Here is a 22,157-nt window from a genome sequence, read left to right as displayed (position 1 = left end):
AGATTATTGCGGTTAATCTCTCATTGATGCAATTTTTATTTTATCGCCATCCGTCCAAAGACGAATCGCACCGTTGATATCAGTTCGGTATATCTGGGCATTATCTTTTTTCAAAGATTCCAGAACAACTAGCGATGGTAAATTAAACCAATTATTTCTCCCGACTGAGATAATCGCTATTTCTGGTCGAACAGAGCGCAAAAAACTTAACTCATTCGAGCTAGCAGAACCATGATGTGGCACTTTATAAATTGTCGCTGCGAGTGTGATTCTTTTCCGGACTAGATACCGTTCTGCTTCTTGTTCAATATCTCCCGGAAATATCGTGGTTACTTTACCATAAATTACACGTAACACGATAGAATTATTATTCGTTTCAGAACGAGTAGTTTGAAGAAATTCAGTTGGTGGATGGAGAATAGTTATCGTTGCTCTGCTAAACAGAGATATCTGGTATCCTTGAGCCACCTTGACCGTCTTTATATTTTTTTTATTAATTATTTCATACAACTTTGGATAATACTCGGAATCATATCTCATTTGGTTACTGTCTATGAACATTTCAACTGGAATATTACTTAATACATGAATCAAACCACCGAGATGGTCATTATGCGGATGGGATAATACCACCGTATTTAAATGATGGACTCCTTGCCGACGTAAATATGGTATTACAATCCGTTTCCCAGCAGAATAATCGCCGCCGTCAATCAACATCGTTTTCCCATTTGGAAATTTAATGAATGCACTATCCCCTTGTCCGACTGACAAAAAGGTTAGTTCTAGGTTCCGATTCCACGGAATCAATGCATTCACTACGATAAGGAGTAGAACTCCCCAAACAGCCACCAGCCACTTTTTACGGAACGCATAATTCGGCGCATAAACCGTTGGATAAAAGCCATAAATAAAACCTTGTAGAAAAAGGTAATAAAGAACGATAACCCATAATGCTGGTCTAGCAACATAGATATAACTTCCCGGAATGAAATAGAAAAATGTAACTACTTTCATGAGAATCGTTAGCAGTAACCAGTTCGTATTTGCAACCAACTGGGTTAATGCTGGTGAAAAAGGGTAAACAATACCTGAAACCAATCCGGCGGACAGATTAATAGTAACGATTGGAACAGCGAGTAAGTTGGTTACCGGAGATATCAACGGTAAAAGATTAAAATAATACGCTGACAACGGCGCAATCCCGATAAACGCAGCAATGGAACTATATAGGATTAGCTGCACTGAAAAAAGTTTCTTCGGAAACGGCATCCATTGCTGTAGAATCGGATAGATTAGGATGATACTTAAAACGGTTAAAAAAGAAAGTTGGAAACTTGCACCGAAAATATCCAACGGATTAACTATCAAAGCTATCAATGCAGCAATCCCGAGATTATTAATAATTTGTACATCTTGTTTCGTAGCTAGCCCAAGCAGCACCATAACCGCGATAATTGTCGCACGAGATACCGGCGGTTGATATCCTGCAACCAGCGCATACAGGATAACTAATGGAATCGAAACCAACGCAGCGATTCTCCGTTTCACTCGGAATACCTTTAGCACAACGAAAACGATAACCGCAATTAACATGACATTGCTCCCACTAACGACCAAGAGGTGAAATATTCCAGAACGAATAAATGCTTCTTTTATATCATCGGCTAATTCAGTTTTTTCACCAAGAACAATCCCGTTTAATAATGCGGCGTGTGTAGGTGGAAGAGTAGCATTATTAATGCAAACGTAATAATATTTAATTTTTGATGCGAGGCGAAGAATGCGTTCACAAACTCCAAAAGAACTCACTGAAAGATTTTGAATATCAGCAGCGTTCCAGCAGTTAACAATGCCATATATTTCTTCTTGCAATAAATATTCGCGATAATTAAATTCACCGGGATTGGCAGGTTCTGGAGCTATCTGGACTGTTCCATACACTTGTATTCTATCGCCGTAAAAATACCGAGTTGGTTCTTTAGCCGAATTGGAATCAACGGATATATTCTCTTGAGCAGGTAGGATAACCAAAATTTGTCCGCTGAAATCATACCACGTTTGGTTATAATAGAATTTTACTCGGTCAATGGTTAACGCCATTTCCCCATTCGTTCTATGTGAACTATCAACTACTCTTCCGGTTAGATTAATCGGTGAATACTTTGAAATCGAGTCAATATATGCTAACCGAAAACGGTTGTTCCGTTCCGTTCGTTCTATATGGATAACACCCAATAATCCTGCGAGAACTAGAATAATTACCGAAGCATCTTTTTCGTGATGAATCAGAATAGCAGAAATAATGAGTAAAAGAAGGCTGATAACAAATAGGAAGGAAATAGAAATACTAACATAATGGCCAAGGGTAAGACCACAGATAAAACATAGGGTAATAACGACCAGCGGCCGGTCCATATACCTGATTATACAGATTTCTTAAATGACTACATAGATTAAAAAATCGTAGTATCTAGTTCGAACATCTGTGGATAATCATCTTATTTATCTCCGTTTCCACCAAACCACTATCCCAGCAAAGAAGACGATTAAGGGTAAGAATAAAAGACTGGTGAACGCGACTAATCGCCATTGATAACCAATAAGGAATATCTGCCGCTGTTCCGGTTCTTTCGCGCGGATACCAACTAATTCCGGTTGTTCAACTAACCAGGCAAGTGAATTTAAGAAAATATCTCGATTGCCAACTTTATCAAGAAATGCGTTACTGACAAAATCGGAATCACCGAATACGACTAATCGTGTCTCGGGAACTGCTATAGTCGTATCAATTCCAGTTAATTCAGTTACTTTTTTAGTTACCGTAACCGCGAGATTTAACGGTCCGGGACTATCTTTTGTTCGGTCAATTTTCGCTCGATTTAGGTCGGTAACGCCCCAGCTTTCATCGCTTGATTTTACTAATGGATATACTGTTAAACCGTCCGGTAATCCAGTATCAATACTGATTGACCTTGCTAAAGGATAGATTGTGCTCAATCCTTCTAACGACCGAGTAATCTCATGCCAGGGATATTCTCTCACCGCAGGAATGGCGATATTCGGAAATGCATAACTTGCTAAATCTACCACGATATTCTTATTTGCTTTGATGTGCCATTCTTCTAAAATCGGAGCTAGTGAACTACCTTCAGGAGCTGGGTCGAGTAGAATTAAGGATTTCCCACCTGATTTCAAATATGCGGATAATAATTGAACCTCGTTAGCTAATAATTCTTTTTTCGGACCACCGATAACGATTACTGCTGCATCGGCTGGTATTGTAGTCATCTGGGTAAGTGAGAGCGTATTCACCAGATAATTTTCATTGAGTAATGCTTCTTTTAGTTGGCTATATCCATCTTCGTTATACGCATCAAGACTATGTTCTCCGTGACCGGAAATAAAGTAAATTTTATTTTTCCCGAGTTTGGTTAGTTTCAGGAGCGCTGCAGTAAAATCCCGTTCTTCATTTCCGGTAATTCGTTCTTTTCTACCTTCGGACTCCAGAATACTGGTTCCATCATACCGAACCCCGTCTTGCAATGCTTTTCTGGGATTAACCTGAATATCAACAAACTGCACCGAAATTTTCGGATTTAATGCGGTATATTGGTTTAATAGCGTTTTAACCGTATCATATTCGGGATGGATTTGCCGGTAATATGCAGTAATTAACACTGGCTGTTTAATCCCACGAACGATTTTTTTCGTCTGCTCAGACAACGTAAACTTTTTACTTTTGGTCAAATCAAATTGTTTGTGATGCCGAACCCCGAGATAGTTAATCAAGCCGAATATGACGATGATAGCTAGAATAAATACGGTAGTGTTTGCGCCGGTAAGAAATGGAGCACTTTTTAGCCATCGCATGATGTTATCCCAATAATACCCAACATACAATAAGGTTAAAATTGTACTGATTCCCGTAGCAATTTTCAGCCACAAAGGGAAAGTCGGGATAACCAACAGTATGCCAAGACAAATGATAAGTCCTATGATGCCGATAATACCAATTCCAGGAATAAGTTTTCTAACCATAATTCTTCTGTTTACCATTGTTCGAAAATTATAACTTATACGTAGGAGCTTGATTGAACAAGCCCTTAGGCGGATTATCGAATTGATCCGCTACATCAACCTAAACCGATTCCTTTACCTTATACAAACTGATGTATCTATGTAACCATGCAACTATGTAACTACTTGCCTGGTTACTTCCACTTTTTATTGTGCATTACTCTGACTGCTAAAAATAGCGCGATAATGATAAACGATAAAAAATAGATGATATCTTGAGTATCAATAATTCCGCGGATAAAATTATTAAAATGTTCGTAAATTGACAGATACTGGATAACTGAACCAACCGGACCGCTGAATTGTTGCGCGATAGCGCTAAATAGCCATAAAAGTAATAGGAGACTAAAACCGAAAACAGCAGCGACTATCTGGTTTCGAGCGAATGATGAAGCTAATATGCCAATAGCTAAAAACGAACTTCCCATGAGGAATAACCCGAGATATCCAGAAATAATTGGTCCTTTATCCGGATTGCCGAACGCGATTAAGAAAAGCGGAAAATGCAACGTTAATATGAGCATAAGTAGATACACGCATACCGCTCCGAAGTATTTTCCAACCACCGCTTCGGTTTCAGTTATCGGCGCAGTTAACAACAATTCGATAGTTCCGGTTCGACGTTCTTCAGCAATCAACCGCATGGTTATCACCGGACTTAACAGCAGTAACATAATCGCTATATTATGGAACAACAAACCCAACTCTGCGGTTCTGGTAAAATTAATAATAACCACATAGAAAAATCCGCTGACTAATAAAAACGCTGCTATTAACACATAAGCAATCGGTGAACTAAAATATGATTTTATTTCTCGTTGCGCAATATAATATACATTTCTCATATACGGTTATCCACCCGTTACGGTTCGTTTCAATCTTTTGTTGCTTCTGTTTCTTCTTTTGTCGTTAATTGCACAAAAACATCTTCTAAAGTCATTCGGATTGGCCGAAGTTCAAGTAACCCTAACCCGCGATTAACGATTATTGACGCAACTTCATCACGAATATCAGTATTCATTTCACTTTCAATTACAAATTGCCGTTCTGATTCTTGAACAATGTTAGTAACCCCGCGTATCTTTTTTAAAATATCAACCAGTTCATTAGCTGACTGTTTAATTTCGATAAAAAATCGTTGAAAACCACGAAGTTGCGCGGTTAAATTCTCCGGAGTATCTTCTGCGACAACTTGTCCTTTATTGATAATTACCACTCGGGAACAGGTCATACTTACTTCCGGAAGAATATGTGTGCTTAATATAACGGTATGCCTTCCAGCAAGACTTTTAATTAGATCGCGCGTTTCCCGAATAGCTATCGGGTCTAGCCCTATGGTCGGTTCATCGAGAATCAATACCGGCGGATTGTGGATTATCGCTTGCGCTAGTCCTACCCGCTGGCGATATCCTTTCGATAACTTGCCAATCAGTTTATCCCGAACATCGGTTATATAACAGCTTTTCAGCACATCTTCAACTCGGTCAGCTCGGTCTTTTTTTGCGACCCCTTTAATTTTTGCATGGAATAATAAATATCCAGCAACCGTCATATCCGGATATAACGGCGCGTTTTCCGGAAGATAACCGATACGTTTCCGTGCTTCTAGACTTTGCGTCGCGATATCAAATCCTGCTACTCGAACCGTCCCGCTATTTGCGGGTAGGAATCCGGTAATGATACGCATCGTAGTCGTTTTTCCCGCCGCATTCGGTCCAAGAAAACCAAGAATTTCTCCCGGTTGCACTTTAAAACTCACGTCCCGAATCGCTGCTAAATTCCCATAATATCGGGTAAGATTATTTACCTCAATCATATATAAAAAAATGATTACCTTGATGTTGTTCTCATAGTAATCATTATTAAGAAATTATAAGAGTTTGAGTAAAAAATTATACTGAAAATTTATCTCCACTTGCAAGATGATACCTAGTCGGTCGATGCATTTTGTTCAATATGGCCATTTCCAGTTACGAATTTCCGGTAAATCATCACCGGTTTGGGTAATATATTGACGATGCAAGATGAGTTTATCGCGAATGAGTTGTTTAACATATCCAGCAGCGGAACCGAGTTTCGGAACCCGGTCAATAACATCATTCGCTAGATGGAATCGGTCAACCTGATTCAGAACGGTCATATCAAATGGCGTAGTTGTAGTTCCTTCTTCTTTATAACCACGGACATGGAGGTTGGGGTGGTTAGTTCTCCGATAGGTTAACCGATGGATAAGCCACGGATATCCATGAAATGCAAAAATAATCGGTTTATTGATTGTAAACATCGCATCGAAATCTTTATCTGACAATCCATGCGGATGTTCGCTCGGTGGCTGCAGTGCCATCAAATCAACAACATTAATCACCCGGATTTTTAGGTCAGGGAAATTTTGCCGTAAAATATCAACCGCAGCGAGAGTTTCTAATGTCGGAACATCTCCAGCACATGCCATAACCACATCTGGTTCTCCGCCTTTATCATTACTCGCCCACTCCCAGATACTGATACCTGCCGTGCAATGTTTAATCGCTGAGTCCATATCCAGATATTGCAACGCCGGTTGTTTCCCTGCAATGATAACATTCACATAATTCCGACTTCGTAAACAGTGGTCAGTAACCGATAACAAGGTGTTTGCATCCGGTGGAAGATATACCCGAATAATTTCCGCTTTTTTATTCACCACGTGGTCAATAAATCCGGGGTCTTGATGCGAGAATCCGTTATGGTCTTGCCGCCAGACATGCGACGTTAGGAGATAATTTAATGATGCAATCGGTTTACGCCAGGGAATATGCCGGGTTACTTTTAGCCATTTCGCATGCTGGTTAAACATTGAATCCACGATATGGATGAACGCTTCATAACAGGAGAAAAATCCATGTCGACCGGTTAGCAAATATCCTTCTAACCATCCTTGACATAAATGTTCACTCAATACTTCCATAACCCGTCCATCAGGAGATAGATAATCATCTTCAGGAATCCGTTGCGCCATCCAAGTCCGGTTAGTCACCTCAAATACCGAATCTAATCGGTTCGATGCTGTTTCGTCAGGACCGAATATCCGGAAATTTTTCGTCTCCTGGTTCAATTTCATAACATCACGGAGAAATTTACCCATAATTCGAGTCGATTCCGCAACTACGGTTCCGGGAGATGGAACATCAACCGCATAATTTTTAAAATCAGGTAGTTTCAAATCTTTGAGCAAAAGACCGCCGTTCGCATGTGGGTTTGCGCTCATTCGTTGAGAACCTATCGGCGCTAACTTTGCTAATTCTGGTCGAAGCTTTCCGGTGGTATCAAACAGTTTTTGCGGCTGATAACTTTTCATCCATTTTTCTAATAGTTTAATATTCTTGGGATTAGACGCTATGTTTGATAACGGAACTTGGTGCGACCGCCACGTTCCTTCAATTTGTTTACCATCAACCGCTTTTGGCCCAGTCCATCCTTTTGGTGTTCGCAGGATAATCATTGGCCAGATTGGACGAAAACGGTTGCCAGTTATTCTTGCTTTTTTCTGGATAGCATGGAGTTCGTTGATGATGGTATCTAACGTTTTTGCCATAAGCTGATGCATGTGTTTGGGATCATCACCTTCAACAAAATAGGGTTTATATCCATACCCGATGAATAAGCTTTCAAGTTCGTCATGCGGTAAACGAGCCAAAACGGTTGGATTAGCGATTTTATATCCGTTCAGATGCAGAATCGGCAGAACCGCACCGTCAGTTACAGGATTTAAAAACTTGTTCGAATGCCAGCTCGTAGCTAATGGTCCGGTTTCCGCTTCGCCATCTCCAACGATACAGGCAACAATTAAATCCGGATTATCGAACGCGGCACCATACGCATGCGCTAGCGCATAACCGAGTTCACCACCTTCATGGATCGAACCGGGCGTCTCCGGAGCGACATGACTCGGTATCCCGCCCGGAAAAGAAAACTGTTTGAATAATCTTTTCATTCCTTCAACATCCTGCGAAATATGCGGATAGAATTCGGTATACGTCCCTTCAAGATACGCATTCGCTACTAACCCGGGTCCGCCATGACCGGGTCCGATGATATAAATCATATTTAACCCGAATTTTTTAATTACCCGATTTAAATGGACATAAATAAAATTTAATCCGGGAGTTGTTCCCCAATGACCTAACAGTCGTGGTTTGATATGTTCTTTTTTTAGCGGAGTTTTTAACAGCGGATTATCCAACAGATATATCTGCCCGACGGATAGATAATTTGCTGCTCGCCAATAAGCATCAAGGTTCCGAAGTTCATCAGGTGTTAATGGAGCATTGCTATTTTTGGTGCGCATGTGATTTGGTTTATTGCTTTTTCTTTTCGACACAAAAACATCTCCTTTCGAAAAATTTTTGTTAGATGATGTTCGAAAAAATGCTTAATACTTTAATACAAAAATTAATGATACCTCCATCCTACTGGCTTTTCATTTCTTCGGTAACCCGTTCTTACTTTACATACTACAAGTATACATCAGAATATTTCAAGAGTAAAACAGTTCGTTAAATGGGATAAACCTACATTTTCTAATTGGAGACATTCTATCTTTAATTTCACACTATATGGAATCAGGTATTTTGGGGGTTAAAACCCTTAAAACCTCAAGATGTTTTATATATTATTCCGTTCAAACTCAAGCTCGGGGCTATTCATCCCTCTGAATTGACTAGCTCAGAACCACGAGCGGAGATGGGTGGGTATTGCTCCGAGCAATACCCACTCTTCTCCCTTAACCTAGTTCTAATAATTTATATATATCCTTAACTAAATCAATTGTCTATATCAAATTTAGTGTATTTCTAGGAAAGATAGGAAATGAAGTGTCGAAGTTTTGTCAGCAAGAATGGCGAAATGAAAATTTGATTTAAAATTATTCGAGGTGGACGTGTGGAACATCAGAATATCATTGTTTGATTTTAGCTATTGGATAAACGTCGTTCCATCCATTTGCGGTCCTTTTTCGAGACCAAGAAGATGGAGGATAGTCGGTGCTAAATCCTGAATCGCCGGATTCGGTCGAGTTAACTTTCGGTTCATTAGCAGGATTCCCGGCGTAATATGCGGGTCGAAAGAACAATGGTCAGCGCTCCATTTCCGTTTATTAACTTCGATGATGTTCTCTGGTGTTCCACCAAGTGAAGTCTGCCATGAAGTGCGGTATCCATCATTAAATCCGACCACTAAATCACCGGATTCTTCTGCATACTCACCGTGGAACACCTCTTCCCGTTTATAGACATTATACCAAACCCGTTCGCCATTGAGCGGATTTCGATACTGTTTCATCTTCTGAATAATCGCATTACGCACCTGCTCATACTCTTCCCCAGGCAAGACTATCCCCTGCCCTTCCCGACCCAGCAGGTTAATATAAATCTCGCTTAATCCCAGCGCATACGCTTTCGTCCGACTCCAATCCACATGTTCGAAAAATGTCCCCTGCCCGAAAAACTGCGATAAATTCTTCTCCTGAAATTGCGTATCTTCTCGTAATGCCATAAACCCGTTCTGCACTAACCACGTGTTCGTATTCACTGTATACCGCCAACTATGAAACCCATGGTCTGATAGAACAATCAACGTCGTATTCGGTGGTAACTCTTGCATCACCTGACCGACAAACTCATCCATCTTCTGATAGAACTTCAGAATCGTATCACCATATTGCGCTGCACCTTCTTTGGTATACATTGGATGTTTCGGATCCATATAACGCCAGAACATATGCTGGACTCGGTCAGTTCCTTCAAAAACGGCAATAAATACATTCGCATCCAGTTCTTTTAATAATTCCAAAGCATAGCGACTTCGCTGTTCAAACGTGTAATAAAGGTCTTCAAGGAAGGTATCTTCATCAATCCGATTTTCATTTAACGCCCAAGTATCTTCTGCCCAACCTAACGTCTTATATAATCCAAATCGTTTTGCAAGTTTCTTCGCAAAATCAGCCGGATAACTGATTTGAAACGGAGGATTTTCCGGATTGAAATTAAATGGCGATAAATATAACTTAAACTCTGGTTCGATAGATATCAGATAGAATCGCGCTATCCCGCTTACACTGCGAAACGGTAATAATTTAAACTCTGCGGTAAACCAATCACTCCATTGCCGAAGTCCAATCGTCTGTTTTTGCCCTTGCAGTTCGAGCGTAACCCGTTTACTGTGCCGGTCAATGGTAATATGCAGCGGTAAGGTGACATCAATCCCACCGGGATGCTTTTTTAGAAACCGATTTCGGGGTCCGATAACTTTCGTTGCAATCGTATCGTTATTGAGCTCAACCTTGATTATTTTCCCGCCCATCTCCGTATCCGCATCAGTTACCGCATCGGAATAAAAACTAAATGTGCCCATTGTCCCACGTAAATCAGGTACCCCTAATCCGGATAACATCGCCCCAGAACATGGTTCCGCTGGAAATGTATCCGGACAATGCAAAACGACCGTATGGATATTCTCTCGCCTTGTATATTCCCATAATGGTATCCCTTTACGATTATTCACCACCTTGGGACTCTCGAGTGGGAATCGCCATTTGCCAATATGAATAAATCGCTTCGGAAAAATTAGCGTATCTAGCGCTAATTCCGGCATATAGGTCGCTGGGTTCCGTTTTAAAAAATCATATATTCCGTGTTTTCCCGGATTACAGCCGGTAATAAACGTCGCCCATGATACTGGCGATTCCGCAGGATTCGTCGTCTGCAACGGACTAAAAGTACCTACTTCGGCTAACTTCGAAAAATTTGGTAGTTTCCCTTCTTTCATCCATTTTGCGGTTAAACCAGCATCCATCCCATCAAAACCAAGCACAACAACTTTCTGCGGTAACGATTTATAATTCGTCTGTTTATTTTTCCCACAACTCCCGAGGCTAATAATCAAACCCAAACTAACTAGCCAAATCAACCATCTATATCTATCCATTATTAATCTCCTACAATTAATCTCCTAAAAAATTAAGCCACAGTTACACATTATTTTTTTATCAAAACCAATTTTTGCCTCCGTGCTAATCCGTGGCTAATTTGTTCTATATTGAATCTGATATCCTAAAAAAGCAAACTCTAAAATAGTAGCTAAAACCGATAGTATCACGATGCCTAATATAGTTATAGACGCTGGGTTCCGCTGATGGATTCGGCAGTTGACAAATCCGTTCCGTTCCAGATAATAACTATGCGTTTCGCGAATATCTACTATCGGTTGTTTGATATATCCTTGCGGTATCAAGGTTTGCTCGATAAACCCGGGAAAGCCGAACTCCATCTGCAGCTTTTTATCATTCGGATGCGATTGATTATAGGCATTAATCCCGGCTTGGATATACTCCATCTGCTGCTGGCATTTCCTTTCTGCAAGAGGGGTGAAAATACGATTTCCTAATAAAACCAACAGAGTCACGACAATATGGTTTATTACCAACGCCATCAAAAACTTCTTCCAAGTAAGCAATTTAGCCATGTTTTAGGTATATACAATAAAAAATCTGATGAATTGTACTATTATTTAGCTATACAGTATAACGTATTCATCTATGCTTTAGCAATAAACTTACAGTATGGCATAATAGTAGTCGAAAATGGTTATATCAATATAAATTGTATTTGTGGTGTAATCGTTGAGCGGAAAAATCACTTTTATTTTTGAATAAAGTATTGAGTTCGGTTGTTAGTATGATTGGCAAAGACAACCCTGAAAATAAAGAGGTAAATCAACCGATTGGCTCAGACGAAGATATGTCAGATACCTGCGCTGTATCGATATCAACCGGCGCATCTTCTGCGCGTGTATTGGAAGATATTAACCTTGATGCAGATTTAGCGTTAGTTCTCCGGTTACAACAAGGGGATGCTATTGCGTTTCAGGAATTGGTGGTTAAATATCAGAAATGGGTATATTCACTCTGCTATCGGGTTTTAGGCAACCATGCGGAAGCGGATGATATTACCCAAGAAACATTCGTTGCGGTATTTCGGCACATCAAGCGATTCAAATCGCAACCGAACGCTACGTTTGCAGGTTGGTTATACCGAATAACCGTGAACTTATGCCGAAACCAGATACGAAAACAGAACCGACGTCGAGAAGAATCACTCGATGCACCGGTTTATATCTCGGAGGAGTCAGAGAAACCATCGAAGTTAGCTGATGTTATACCTGACGACAGTATGAACCCGAAACAAGAACTGGTTAATCAAGAGTTGAATGCTCTCATCCAGACCGCATTGAATTCATTATCTGTAGAACATCGAATAGCATTTATTCTCCACGAACAACAGGAATTATCATATAAAGAAATTGCGGAAATAATGCAATGCCCGATAGGTACGGTGATGTCTCGGTTATATCATGCGAAACGAGAACTGCGTAAGAAACTAAAAAAATATTTATGAAAAATGTTAAATTGGAGTAATTAGTCTGATAAAATTGATAATGTAACACTCATGAAAATTATGCGATGTAAAAAGGTTCAAAAATTAATTGTAGCATATCTGGATAACGAATTATCCGGTCGGAAATCGGATAGGTTAACATTGCATTTAGCCCGATGTCCGGTCTGTTCCGCTGAACTTGAATCGTATAAGAAACTGAATGGAATTATTGAACGTTTTCCAAAACTAGAAGAACGGCCACCATTATATTGGCAGAACCAATTGAAAGCAATTGAACAGAAACTTGCTGCAGTAAAATCTGGAAAGAAACCGGAACCAGCGGTTCGTTTACGCTGGCAGAAACCGGTCTGGGGAAAACTTGCAATAGCATCGGCAACGATATCAATTGTTGCGATTATTCTATGTATCAACATAATCAATCAACCTGTGACTACGATATTACCAAAAGAAGAAATTAACCCACCGATGGTTCTAGCTAGGCAACCTACTGCGGATAAGCCAGAAAGAAGTGTTCAAGCAAATCGGCTGCAACCGAAACCAGCAGAACAACCTGCTACGCACGGAACTCCAACGATGCAAGAACAAGATATTACTGCGTTCGGAGAGCCGAAAGTTACCCATGGTGATATTTCTTCTGAAGAAGCTGAAAAGAATCAAACATTAACAAAGATGAAAAGTGTCGGCGGGAACATAACAAGCAGGGAACTTGCCGCTACGCCAACAGCTATAGCTCCATTCTCGCCGAAGGAGATAGCAGGAGAAGCGAAATATGCTAAAGAAGCGTATCCAATTGGTAAAACTAAGTCTGTATCTACTCCTGAGGTAAAAGGAGGAGAATTCGGTATTAGTCAAGCGGCAACTACTGGAGATACTCTCTCTCAAAGTATCGGACTTGCACGGGGGACTTCAGTATCTTTTACTCCACAACGAATGGAACAGGTGGCTTCTTATGACTACCGAACGGTAATTCAAATAGTTCCGTCGGCATTACCACCTGTTGCCCAACCTCATCTTGCATTCGACTCTATCAGAGCCAGAATGATACAAGAAGCCATGGAACTATCCATTCAAACTCATTCGCCTGACCTTCAGATTCAGCGGTTCATTGAAATTCGGGAAATACCACAAGCCGAAAGTTCATCACCACGGCATTTGCAGATAAAAATGGAATTTAATGAAAAATAATACAGCACAGAGAACCCAAAGACTACAGGAGGTATAGAATATATGGATAAAAAACCAATTATCTTAGTAATTGGAATTCTCTTTTTTTCCATTATCTCTATTAGTTATGCTGAACAACCGGCGGAGAAATTAAGCAAGGAGCTAATGAAAATTTCGCTAGAATTAACTAATATTCCTATCACTACGGCAATTACGCAAATTGCGAAATCCGGAAATTTTAGCGTGGTTATTTCACCGGAAGTACCGAATGTAATGATAACAGCAACGTTCAAAAATGTTCCGGCAGACCTTGCGTTGCAGACCGTCTGTGATGCTGCCGGGTTAACGATTCAGAAGAAAGAAGCGAATGTTTATCTCATTTCGATAAAAGGTTGGCGCGATAGCGATATTTCTGAAATGATGCGTGAGATAGTTCCTTCAGCGATTAGTGAAGCGAAAAAAGTAATAGAAGAAAAAATATCCACGCCGATACTGCAAACTTGTCCGATGTGCACCAAGCAATTTCGCGCGTATGCGAAACCGGAATTCTGCCCGTATTGCGGAGCGAGTATGGTAACAAAATGCAAATCCTGCGCGAAAAAGATTACTGACCCTGATTGGTGCTATTGTCCATACTGCGGAAAGAAGCTTAAAAAATAAGAAAAACAATCTTAGCTTACTACAAATTAACTCTACTTAAAATTATCGATAAAAAATACTTATTGGTTATCCGCTGATTCTTTTAACCAATTTCGCGATTCGTTTCCCTTGGCGAATAGCGTTATCTTTCGCGCGGTCATCGGGTTTACCGATAGCAACAGAGCCGTAATGGTCTCCTTTCGGGTCGCCTTGAATTATCATTCCGTGAATCAGCATTGCCGCAAGAATATCAAGTATCGTTGTTTCATTTCCGCCAGCGATATTCGCTGAAGTAGAAAATGCGGCACCGACTTTCCCATCCAGTTTTCCATGGAACTGAACACTATCATCGAGGAGTTTCTTAATTTCCGCTGCCATCGTTCCATAGTATACCGGTGAACCGATTACAATTCCCTCATAATCCAATAATTCTTTAACACTAACATCCTGAACTTTCTTACAGATAACCTCAACTCCTTCAGATTTAATGCCATCTTCGATATACTTCGCCAACTTTTCAGTATTTCCACTGCGGGAATAGTAAATAATCAAAACCTTCGGCATACTTTACCTCCTTTATCGTTATATTATTATATCATTCATGCCTGAAAAACAACTTTATCTATGACTTAAAATTAGGTTCGAATATGAAATCGAAATCATAAAAATTAGCTATCTAACAAATTGAGCTTATTATACACTCATATTAATTTCAATTCAAGGCAAGATAGTTAAAAAATCAAAAGCGTGAACAAGATATTGCGATGCGAATTGGATTGAACTCTCACGACACTCAAAAGACTAAAGTAATTTTACTGCTTCATCATAGATAATTTGTGCAAGATTCTCTAAATTGAGATATACTCCAATTTTCGAATCTGGAGAAGTGATAGACATTATGTTGGTTTTATTCTTCCACGGTAATTCTTTGAGATTAATCCCTAAAAATCTTATCTTTTCGAGCAGATGCAATATGAGTGATTGTGCATATCTGATCAAACCACCAGAAAAAACCAATATATCTACTCCACCGAGAACCGAAATTCCTTCTCCGATATATTTTAAGATTTGGTTTTCGTAGATATCAAACGCGAGTTTAAGTTTTTCATCTTTCCCATATAATTTGAAATACTCTTCCATACTCAAATCGTAGCCCGTAAGTCCATAGAACCCGCTATCTCTTTTTAGGATTTCATCGATTTGGAATATCGAATAGTTATATTGTTTCATAAGGTAGAACACTATCCCTGGATCTATATCACCGCAACTGGTTCGGCTCATTATCCCTTCCAAAGGTGTATATCCCAGACTAATCGCTAATGGTCGATTTTGGTATATAGGACAAACGGTAGTCTGCTTATCAAAAACGATTGAAATAATTCGGTTGTCTGATTTTGATATCTGAGCATTGAACTTATGATAGATGCCGTGGTATCCCCAACGTTTGATATTAGTGTTCTGGAAATACTCATAGGGAATCGCATAATATTTCTCTTCTTCTGGCAAATCAGTAAAAAATGCTGTCTCGAAAAATGCTAGTATCGGAACAGTAGTATATTTCTCATATACCGACCGGAGTAAATCTTCAATGAACGGAATATAAAAAGGGAAAAATTTAACCAACGATCGGAATTTATCGAAAAAAGTTCGGTCGACAAAAACTGCCTGATCGAATAGGTCAGCACCGAAATAAATATGGAATGCAATCGCTTCTAGTTTCTCCTGGTTTAATATAGTATCTATTACTGTTTTTAAACCGATAATATCACGAACCTCATCTGTTTTTTTAAGTAAACAAGTATTTTCGGTCTTACCAGTTTTACCTTTCGTAAAACCCCAAAATGTAATTTCACGTAATGTCGGTTCAATAACGATTATCATGGTTAAACTCCTTATATGCCTCTCGCGCAATCATAATTTCTTCATCGGTCGGTAGTACCAGAATTCGGGTTTCTGAATCTAAGGTTGAAATATCTTGTATTCCATTAGTATAATTTGCATTTTTGAATTTATCCAACTTGATTCCAAAGAAATCCAATCCTTGGCAAATCTCTTCTCGAATCAACGGGACTCCAACTCCGATTGAATCAGTAAACAAAATAATATCTGCTTTTCTTAATAAGAGTATATAGTAACATATATATTTTTTTACCCGGCGGACGTACATATTAAACGCCATTTTGGCTTTATAATCGTTATTAATACTTTTAATCACATCGCGTAAATCCGATGAATTCTTAAATATGCCAAGGACTCCACTTTTTTTATTTAAAATTGTCTCGGTATCTTCAGGCGAGATATTTTCTTTAAACATAATATAAAAGAGCAACCCTAAATCTAAATCCCCGGAACGGGTGTTCATCATTAATCCTTCTAACGGAGTAAATCCCATCGAATTGTTGATTGATTTCCCACAATCTATCGCGCATACACTGGAACCACCCGTACCTAAATGACAACTAATAATCCGTTGAGTTCTATAATCTCGATTTAGATATCGGCAAGCTTCCCTACTTACATACTGATGTGAGATACCATGGAACCCTATTTTTCTTAGCCCATATTTTTTTACCAGTTTCATGGGTAACGCATAGCTATACAATTCCTTTGGAATCGTTGAATGAAACGCGGTATCGAACACCACATATTGCGGAATTTCCGGATACTCTTGTGTGCAAAGTTCGACCAACGCAAATGATATCGGATTATGTAACGGCGCTAATTGCAATGTTTCTCGCAACCGTTCGAGTCTGGCATTAGTGATTTTTGTTGTTTTTGAAAACCACGTTCCCGGATGAACATATCGATGGGCAAAGATATCGAACGTAACCGATTTATGGGTTTTATGGTCTTCTTTAATCAGTGATAACGCTTTTCGGAACGCTACGGTATGATTCGGAATTTCAGTTTTAACCACCCGTTTTTGGCCGAAAACATAATGGGTTATCATCGGGGTATCTTGTGTTTTTATTCCAACCCGTTCCGCTTCACCTGAAACCAATTCCTGTTCTTCCGGCATCCGAATAATTTTATATTTTAGCGATGAACTTCCGCAGTTCAGTACTAGAATGTTAATTGGAGTAGCATTAGATTTCATCTTCGCACCACCCAAACGTTGGCATACCAAGATTCCGGTGAATTATCAGGGTTTGTCCATATACTGATTTAGCTAAATCATCGATCGATATCATAGGTTTGCCGACAGTTAGCATCTCTTCCGAACCAGCGCCAAAACCAATAGTTGGTATCTGTAATTCACCACAAGTATATGAACCTTCGGTAATAATTTTTTTCCAGTATCCAAGTGTAGCATTAAATCCGTTTTCTCTCAGTACTCCTAACGAAGAGAGAACAAATGGATGATGTTCTTCCATTCTCCATGGTTTATATTCTTTTTCAGCAATAACTTCTGTTCCAGCTAGGGTTTTAACTCTGCGCGTTGCCACCGCAGTGTCAACTATTACTTCCGGTTTTTCTCGATAAACACTTTTCGCAATCGATTTGGCTTTATTTAAAATCGTTTCCTCTCTTTCTTCCGGAACATAGGTGCGATCAACGACCACCCGACATTCTCGTAAATCTTCCAATGGCTGATACGGACTACCGTAACCGCTATAGCTAACATCTTTAATCCGTAAACTCGATGGACCTAATGTAAAATCGCGAGGTAACGTTTGTGAATATTTCTCTAATTCGTTGATTAACGGAAACATAGTCCCGAGCATATTTATTCCCCGTTGTTCGAAAAATTCATCTTTCCCAATTTTCCCTTTCACCACAATCTCATACTCCATTTTTCCTTTATGACCAAGATTGATATTAAAGTCAGTTGGCTCACAAAGAATGACTCCCTGAATATGTTTGCGTCGTTCCCGTAAGAAATTATCGAATAGATATTTGATACCTATTCCGCAACTTTCACTTCGGGGAACACAGCAAACGATTAGATTCCCCTTCAATGGCATTAACACCCGCTTCATTAATCCCCCGGCGTATATCGATGAAATTATTCCGGCTTTAAAAGTCAGCATATCCAGTTCTGGTTGGTATGACCTGAACGATTGTAATCCAGAGAACACAGAAAAATCCATATGGGATATCAGAATTAAATCTTCCTGAGCGTCATAACCATTAATGATACCGATAATATTGCCGGCATGGTCTTGAACCACTTCATCAAAGTCTAACTTTTTCATCTCTTGCGAGATCAAAGTAATAAATTCAGTCATGTTCCTTTCATCAAGATTAAACTCAGATAATCGACCGGAAAAATCCTGCATGGGATTTTGTAATCCGGTTAGTTTGGTTTTTAGAATGTTATACATACCTGTTACCTCCCATTACTAGTTAGTTTTATATAAATTAACTATATTAAGTAATAATTAACATAGCGTATAAAAAAATAGAGCAGTTTACTGCACTTAAAAAGTTGGTGGGGTTACCACCCATAGTGCTTCAGTAGTCCCTTTAGAGACATTTCGAAACAGATGCGGAATACTGGAATTAAAATAAATACTATCTCCTTTTTTCAAAATATACTTGCTCTCATTGAGTGTGATTTCCAATGTTCCTTTCAAAACCAAAACAAACTCTTGACCAAAATGGCGATATGACGCTTCTCCGGAATTAGCCTCTTTATCCAGTTTAAACAATAACGGTTCCATCTGTTTATTCGGATCCGGTGAAGTTAATAAATATAATTTAATCCCTTTCCCTAACTGTTTGAGCGATTTGCGTTCCTTCTCACGAACGACTGGTTGGGTCGCCGTAGGTTCTGTTTCACCGATTAAACTCCCTACCGTGGTGTGTAACGCATCGGCAATGTTCTTTAAGGTTGATAATGACGGCGATGCTTTTCCGGTTTCAACCTGTGATAAGAAACTTGCGCTGACGTTCAATTTGCTCGCTAAATCGCGTAAAGTGATTTGCCGCTCTTCCCGATATCGCTTTATATTAACTCCAACTAGTTTCATTGTATTTCTACCTTTCACCAAATAGTATACACCACAAAAAGATGTTTGTCAAGTATTATTTAATATTTTTTGAAATATTTAAGTATAACTTAACTTCTGACGGATACCTATGCCGTGATAGAGTAACTACGGATTTATTTTCCACAAAGGATTATTTGAATGAAAAATTTTGAAGGATCAGTCGGAAAAATGGCACTGTATTTTTCCCACCCTGATAATGCATTACCGGTATAAATCTGGGTATCGAACTTAACTGTTGCCGTCAACGAAAAATATGCGCCTGACATGGAATCGAAACTTGGTTTTTCTTCAATCACAATTTCAATGTCTTGTTTTGTGGTTTTTCAAAGCGAGAAACATAGCGAGGAGATTCCCCGGACTATTTCATGATAATCGTTAAAATACCAAAAGTAACTGCAACCTTATTATTTTCATAGGAGTGCTATTTTATTATATTTTTCATGAGAATGAATAATGGGAAATAATCAAGGTTATTGCGTAGTGCCTTAACTCTACTTCACTTCAACTTCAAGGAAACCCTTAGTACATCATTACATTTAAAAATGGTCAATATATCTCCTAGGAGATTGATTATCATTCGGTTCCTAAAATAAAACCGTGATGTGATTTAATCTATAAGGTTAAAATTATGGTATAATAATGTATGTTACAATATTGTTTATGACTCAAATTTTAATCAAAGCGGTCATTGGCGGCGCATTTATTGGTTTGATTCTATGGCTTTCCCAGACGAAATTGAGTTATCTTGCTGGATTGCTCCTATTTTTTCCAATCATTAGCCTTCCGACATTCTTTTTTTTAGGAAGCAACGGCAATGGCGACCGAATGCGGGAAACGATTATCTGGAGTTTCTGGGCGATTCCGGTCTGGATAGCATTTGCGTCAACCTTATATTGGTGCAGCTATCGGTTTAAAATACTTCCGAGTATTTTACTATCCCTATTAGTGTGGTTGGTTTGTGCAACGATTCTCGTTTTCGTAAAAAAAGGATTTTAGAAAAGTTTCAAATTACCGGTTAAACTCAATATGGTTGGTGAATCTAGCGATACGCCTGCTACCAGTTCTAATCATCAATTTCCTCAACCCGAACTCCGGCGGAATGTAAGCGTGTGGGGTTCGTTCATGTGGGGGTATGCTGATGTCGGCGCAGATATTTATGTTGCACTCGGTATCGTTATGGCAGCTGCACAAGGCGCAACTAATATCGCATTTGCCGTAGCCGGACTTGTCTATATCCTTATCGGTTTAGCTTATACTGAACTTGCGTCTGCATATCCCGTTGCTGGAGGTGGACAGTATTTTACCTTACGTGGTCTCGGTGATTTCTGGGGATTTGTGGCAGGAAGTGCTTTGCTATTAGACTATACTATTGATATTGCCCTATTCGCTACCGGAACCGCAGGTTACATCAACTTCTTTTTCCCAGCCATCCGCGACCTAAATATTTCTTTCGGTCAATTTACCAATTTGAATCCAATATGGTGTTTAGAAGCTCTTCTCTTAATTGTAATATTAATCTGGCTAAATATTAAAGGGATTCGCGAATCATCGTTATTGAATGAAATTCTTGGTGTTTTCGGAATTGTTGTAGAAGGAATCATCATTGTTGTAGGATTCATTTTCACGTGGAAACCGGAAATGCTAATCTGGCATTGGCAAACTCAATTCCCAAGCTGGAATAATTTTATGTACGGTTCAAGCTTAGCGATTATTTCCTATGTAGGATTAGAATCAATATCGCAGGCAGCACAGGAAACCCGTCGTCCAGCAACAATTATCCCTCGGACTTCGTTAAGTCTTATTTTTAATGTTTTTATTTTCGCAACCGCATTTTCAACTCTAAGTTTAGGTATTCTTCCATGGACAGAAGTTTCTTACGGTGATCCAGTCGCAAAATTAGCGAGTAATATCTCATTTATCGGATTAGTTGCCGGACCGTTAACTGCAATTCTTGGCGCATGTTTTTTATTCATTTCCACAAACAGTGGAATTGTCGGGGCTTCTCGGCTAACGTATTCTATGAGTAAAATGGAATGCATAAGTGAATGGTTTGATAAAGTTCACCCAAAATATAAAACTCCGGTTCGAACAATTGTGGTTTTTTCTAGTATCGGAATTATCGAATTATTATTATCGTTCTTAAGTAAAAATGCATTGGATACATTAGGAAATATGTATGCATTTGGTGCATCATTAGGTTATACTTTAGTTTTTATTGCACTAATAAAACTTAGGTTTTCTGACCCTTATACACCAAGACCCTATAAAGTCCCATTAAATCTGAAATTGAAATTAAAACATCAGGTGGTCGAATTCCCGATTCTTGGAGTGATAGGTTTATTTGGTGTATTTTTAGTTCTGGTTATGGTAGTCCTAACACATGAAATCGGACGCATTGCTGGTCCACTATGGGTATTCGGCTGTTTCATCTATTATGCTTGGTATCGGAAAAGACGAGGATTTCCAATTTTTGGTAGCATTAAACGTAATTGGGAAGAACAACAGAAACAGGTGCTCGAATCCGCAGAGGAATTCGATTTGCTAGAACAATATAAAAATGCACTCGCGGAACGCGACCGAAAAAGAGCGCCATTAATTGAATCAGAAAATGTCACCTAAGAAAATTAGTATTCCAACGCTAGATTATTTCCGAATTGCATTCGGAATTATCTTAACGATACTTGGTCCGATTTTAATTTATCGATCGTTGAAAGTCCCAACCTGGTACGGTGTTCTAATCGGAATATTGTTTTTTCTAGCTGGGGTATACCGGATGTGGCTGTTTTATCGGGCAATAAATAATCTAAAAATCACATCCGAATCAAAAAGATAAATTTTAAAATCAAAT

The 22,157-nt window shown here is 39.2% G+C and carries 18 protein-coding genes; 6 read left to right on the top strand and 12 right to left on the bottom strand.

Translation table 11 applies throughout. The annotated features are described in order from the left end of the window. Positions 1-12: 12 nt before the first annotated feature. The 7 genes from N3A72_02145 to N3A72_02115 all read right to left on the bottom strand — a co-directional run bounded on the left by N3A72_02145 (position 13) and on the right by N3A72_02115 (position 11,547). Positions 13-2,418, bottom strand: coding sequence for a DNA internalization-related competence protein ComEC/Rec2 (locus N3A72_02145; GenBank protein ID MCX7918410.1), 2,406 nt, complete (start codon positions 2,416-2,418; stop codon positions 13-15). Between the two features lie 87 nt (positions 2,419-2,505). Further along, the gene (locus N3A72_02140; protein ID MCX7918409.1) at positions 2,506-4,041 is read right to left on the bottom strand and encodes a GldG family protein; all 1,536 of its coding nucleotides are present in this window, start codon (positions 4,039-4,041) and stop codon (positions 2,506-2,508) included. A gap of 173 nt (positions 4,042-4,214) precedes the next feature. After that, the gene (locus tag N3A72_02135; protein MCX7918408.1) at positions 4,215-4,925 is read right to left on the bottom strand and encodes an ABC transporter permease subunit; all 711 of its coding nucleotides are present in this window, start codon (positions 4,923-4,925) and stop codon (positions 4,215-4,217) included. A 29-nt stretch (positions 4,926-4,954) separates the two neighbouring features. Next, a complete protein-coding gene (locus N3A72_02130) occupies positions 4,955-5,896 on the bottom strand; it encodes an ABC transporter ATP-binding protein (protein MCX7918407.1) in 942 nt (313 codons plus the stop codon). Positions 5,897-6,031: 135 nt separating this feature from the next. Continuing rightward, on the bottom strand, positions 6,032-8,407 hold the full coding sequence (locus N3A72_02125) for a phosphoketolase family protein (protein ID MCX7918406.1): 2,376 nt from the start codon (positions 8,405-8,407) through the stop codon (positions 6,032-6,034). A 626-nt stretch (positions 8,408-9,033) separates the two neighbouring features. Beyond that, positions 9,034-11,043 carry an alkaline phosphatase family protein gene (locus tag N3A72_02120; GenBank protein MCX7918405.1) on the bottom strand — a complete coding sequence of 670 codons (2,010 nt, stop codon included), beginning with the start codon at positions 11,041-11,043 and terminating at the stop codon, positions 9,034-9,036. A 96-nt stretch (positions 11,044-11,139) separates the two neighbouring features. Continuing rightward, entirely contained in the window at positions 11,140-11,547 is a 408-nt protein-coding gene (locus N3A72_02115) for a hypothetical protein (GenBank protein ID MCX7918404.1), read from the bottom strand. A gap of 245 nt (positions 11,548-11,792) precedes the next feature. On the opposite strand from N3A72_02115, the gene N3A72_02110 reads away from it, so the two are divergent. The 3 genes from N3A72_02110 to N3A72_02100 are packed head-to-tail and all read left to right on the top strand — an operon-like array spanning position 11,793 to position 14,336. Further along, a complete protein-coding gene (locus tag N3A72_02110; GenBank protein MCX7918403.1) occupies positions 11,793-12,512 on the top strand; it encodes a sigma-70 family RNA polymerase sigma factor in 720 nt (239 codons plus the stop codon). 60 nt (positions 12,513-12,572) lie between these two features. Continuing rightward, complete coding sequence (locus N3A72_02105) at positions 12,573-13,697, top strand: zf-HC2 domain-containing protein (protein ID MCX7918402.1); 1,125 nt, start codon at positions 12,573-12,575, stop codon at positions 13,695-13,697. A gap of 42 nt (positions 13,698-13,739) precedes the next feature. Beyond that, positions 13,740-14,336, top strand: coding sequence for a hypothetical protein (locus tag N3A72_02100; GenBank protein ID MCX7918401.1), 597 nt, complete (start codon positions 13,740-13,742; stop codon positions 14,334-14,336). Between the two features lie 66 nt (positions 14,337-14,402). On the opposite strand, the gene N3A72_02095 is transcribed toward N3A72_02100, so the two are convergent. The 5 genes from N3A72_02095 to N3A72_02075 all read right to left on the bottom strand — a co-directional run bounded on the left by N3A72_02095 (position 14,403) and on the right by N3A72_02075 (position 19,288). Next, positions 14,403-14,879, bottom strand: coding sequence for an NAD(P)H-dependent oxidoreductase (locus N3A72_02095; protein MCX7918400.1), 477 nt, complete (start codon positions 14,877-14,879; stop codon positions 14,403-14,405). 237 nt (positions 14,880-15,116) lie between these two features. After that, complete coding sequence (locus tag N3A72_02090) at positions 15,117-16,196, bottom strand: hypothetical protein (protein ID MCX7918399.1); 1,080 nt, start codon at positions 16,194-16,196, stop codon at positions 15,117-15,119. After that, a complete protein-coding gene (locus tag N3A72_02085; GenBank protein MCX7918398.1) occupies positions 16,180-17,412 on the bottom strand; it encodes an acetate/propionate family kinase in 1,233 nt (410 codons plus the stop codon). The genes N3A72_02090 and N3A72_02085 overlap by 17 nt, the downstream gene beginning before the upstream one ends. Then, on the bottom strand, positions 17,402-18,640 hold the full coding sequence (locus N3A72_02080) for a peptidase dimerization domain-containing protein (GenBank protein MCX7918397.1): 1,239 nt from the start codon (positions 18,638-18,640) through the stop codon (positions 17,402-17,404). Before N3A72_02080 ends, N3A72_02085 begins: the two co-directional genes overlap by 11 nt. 96 nt (positions 18,641-18,736) lie before the next feature. Continuing rightward, positions 18,737-19,288, bottom strand: a complete 552-nt coding sequence (locus N3A72_02075) for an XRE family transcriptional regulator (protein ID MCX7918396.1) — start codon at positions 19,286-19,288, stop codon at positions 18,737-18,739. A gap of 681 nt (positions 19,289-19,969) precedes the next feature. Between N3A72_02075 and N3A72_02070 the strand changes: the two genes are divergently transcribed. The 3 genes from N3A72_02070 to N3A72_02060 are packed head-to-tail and all read left to right on the top strand — an operon-like array spanning position 19,970 to position 22,142. Further along, positions 19,970-20,305 carry a GlpM family protein gene (locus N3A72_02070; GenBank protein ID MCX7918395.1) on the top strand — a complete coding sequence of 112 codons (336 nt, stop codon included), beginning with the start codon at positions 19,970-19,972 and terminating at the stop codon, positions 20,303-20,305. 30 nt (positions 20,306-20,335) lie between these two features. Further along, entirely contained in the window at positions 20,336-21,928 is a 1,593-nt protein-coding gene (locus N3A72_02065) for an APC family permease (GenBank protein MCX7918394.1), read from the top strand. Continuing rightward, positions 21,918-22,142, top strand: a complete 225-nt coding sequence (locus N3A72_02060) for a hypothetical protein (protein MCX7918393.1) — start codon at positions 21,918-21,920, stop codon at positions 22,140-22,142. The genes N3A72_02065 and N3A72_02060 overlap by 11 nt, the downstream gene beginning before the upstream one ends. Positions 22,143-22,157 lie beyond the last annotated feature (15 nt).

This window comes from bacterium, from assembly GCA_026416715.1.
Classification (GTDB): Bacteria; UBP4; UBA4092; order JAOAEQ01; family JAOAEQ01; genus JAOAEQ01.
This window is presented reverse-complemented; position numbering and strand designations above follow the sequence as displayed.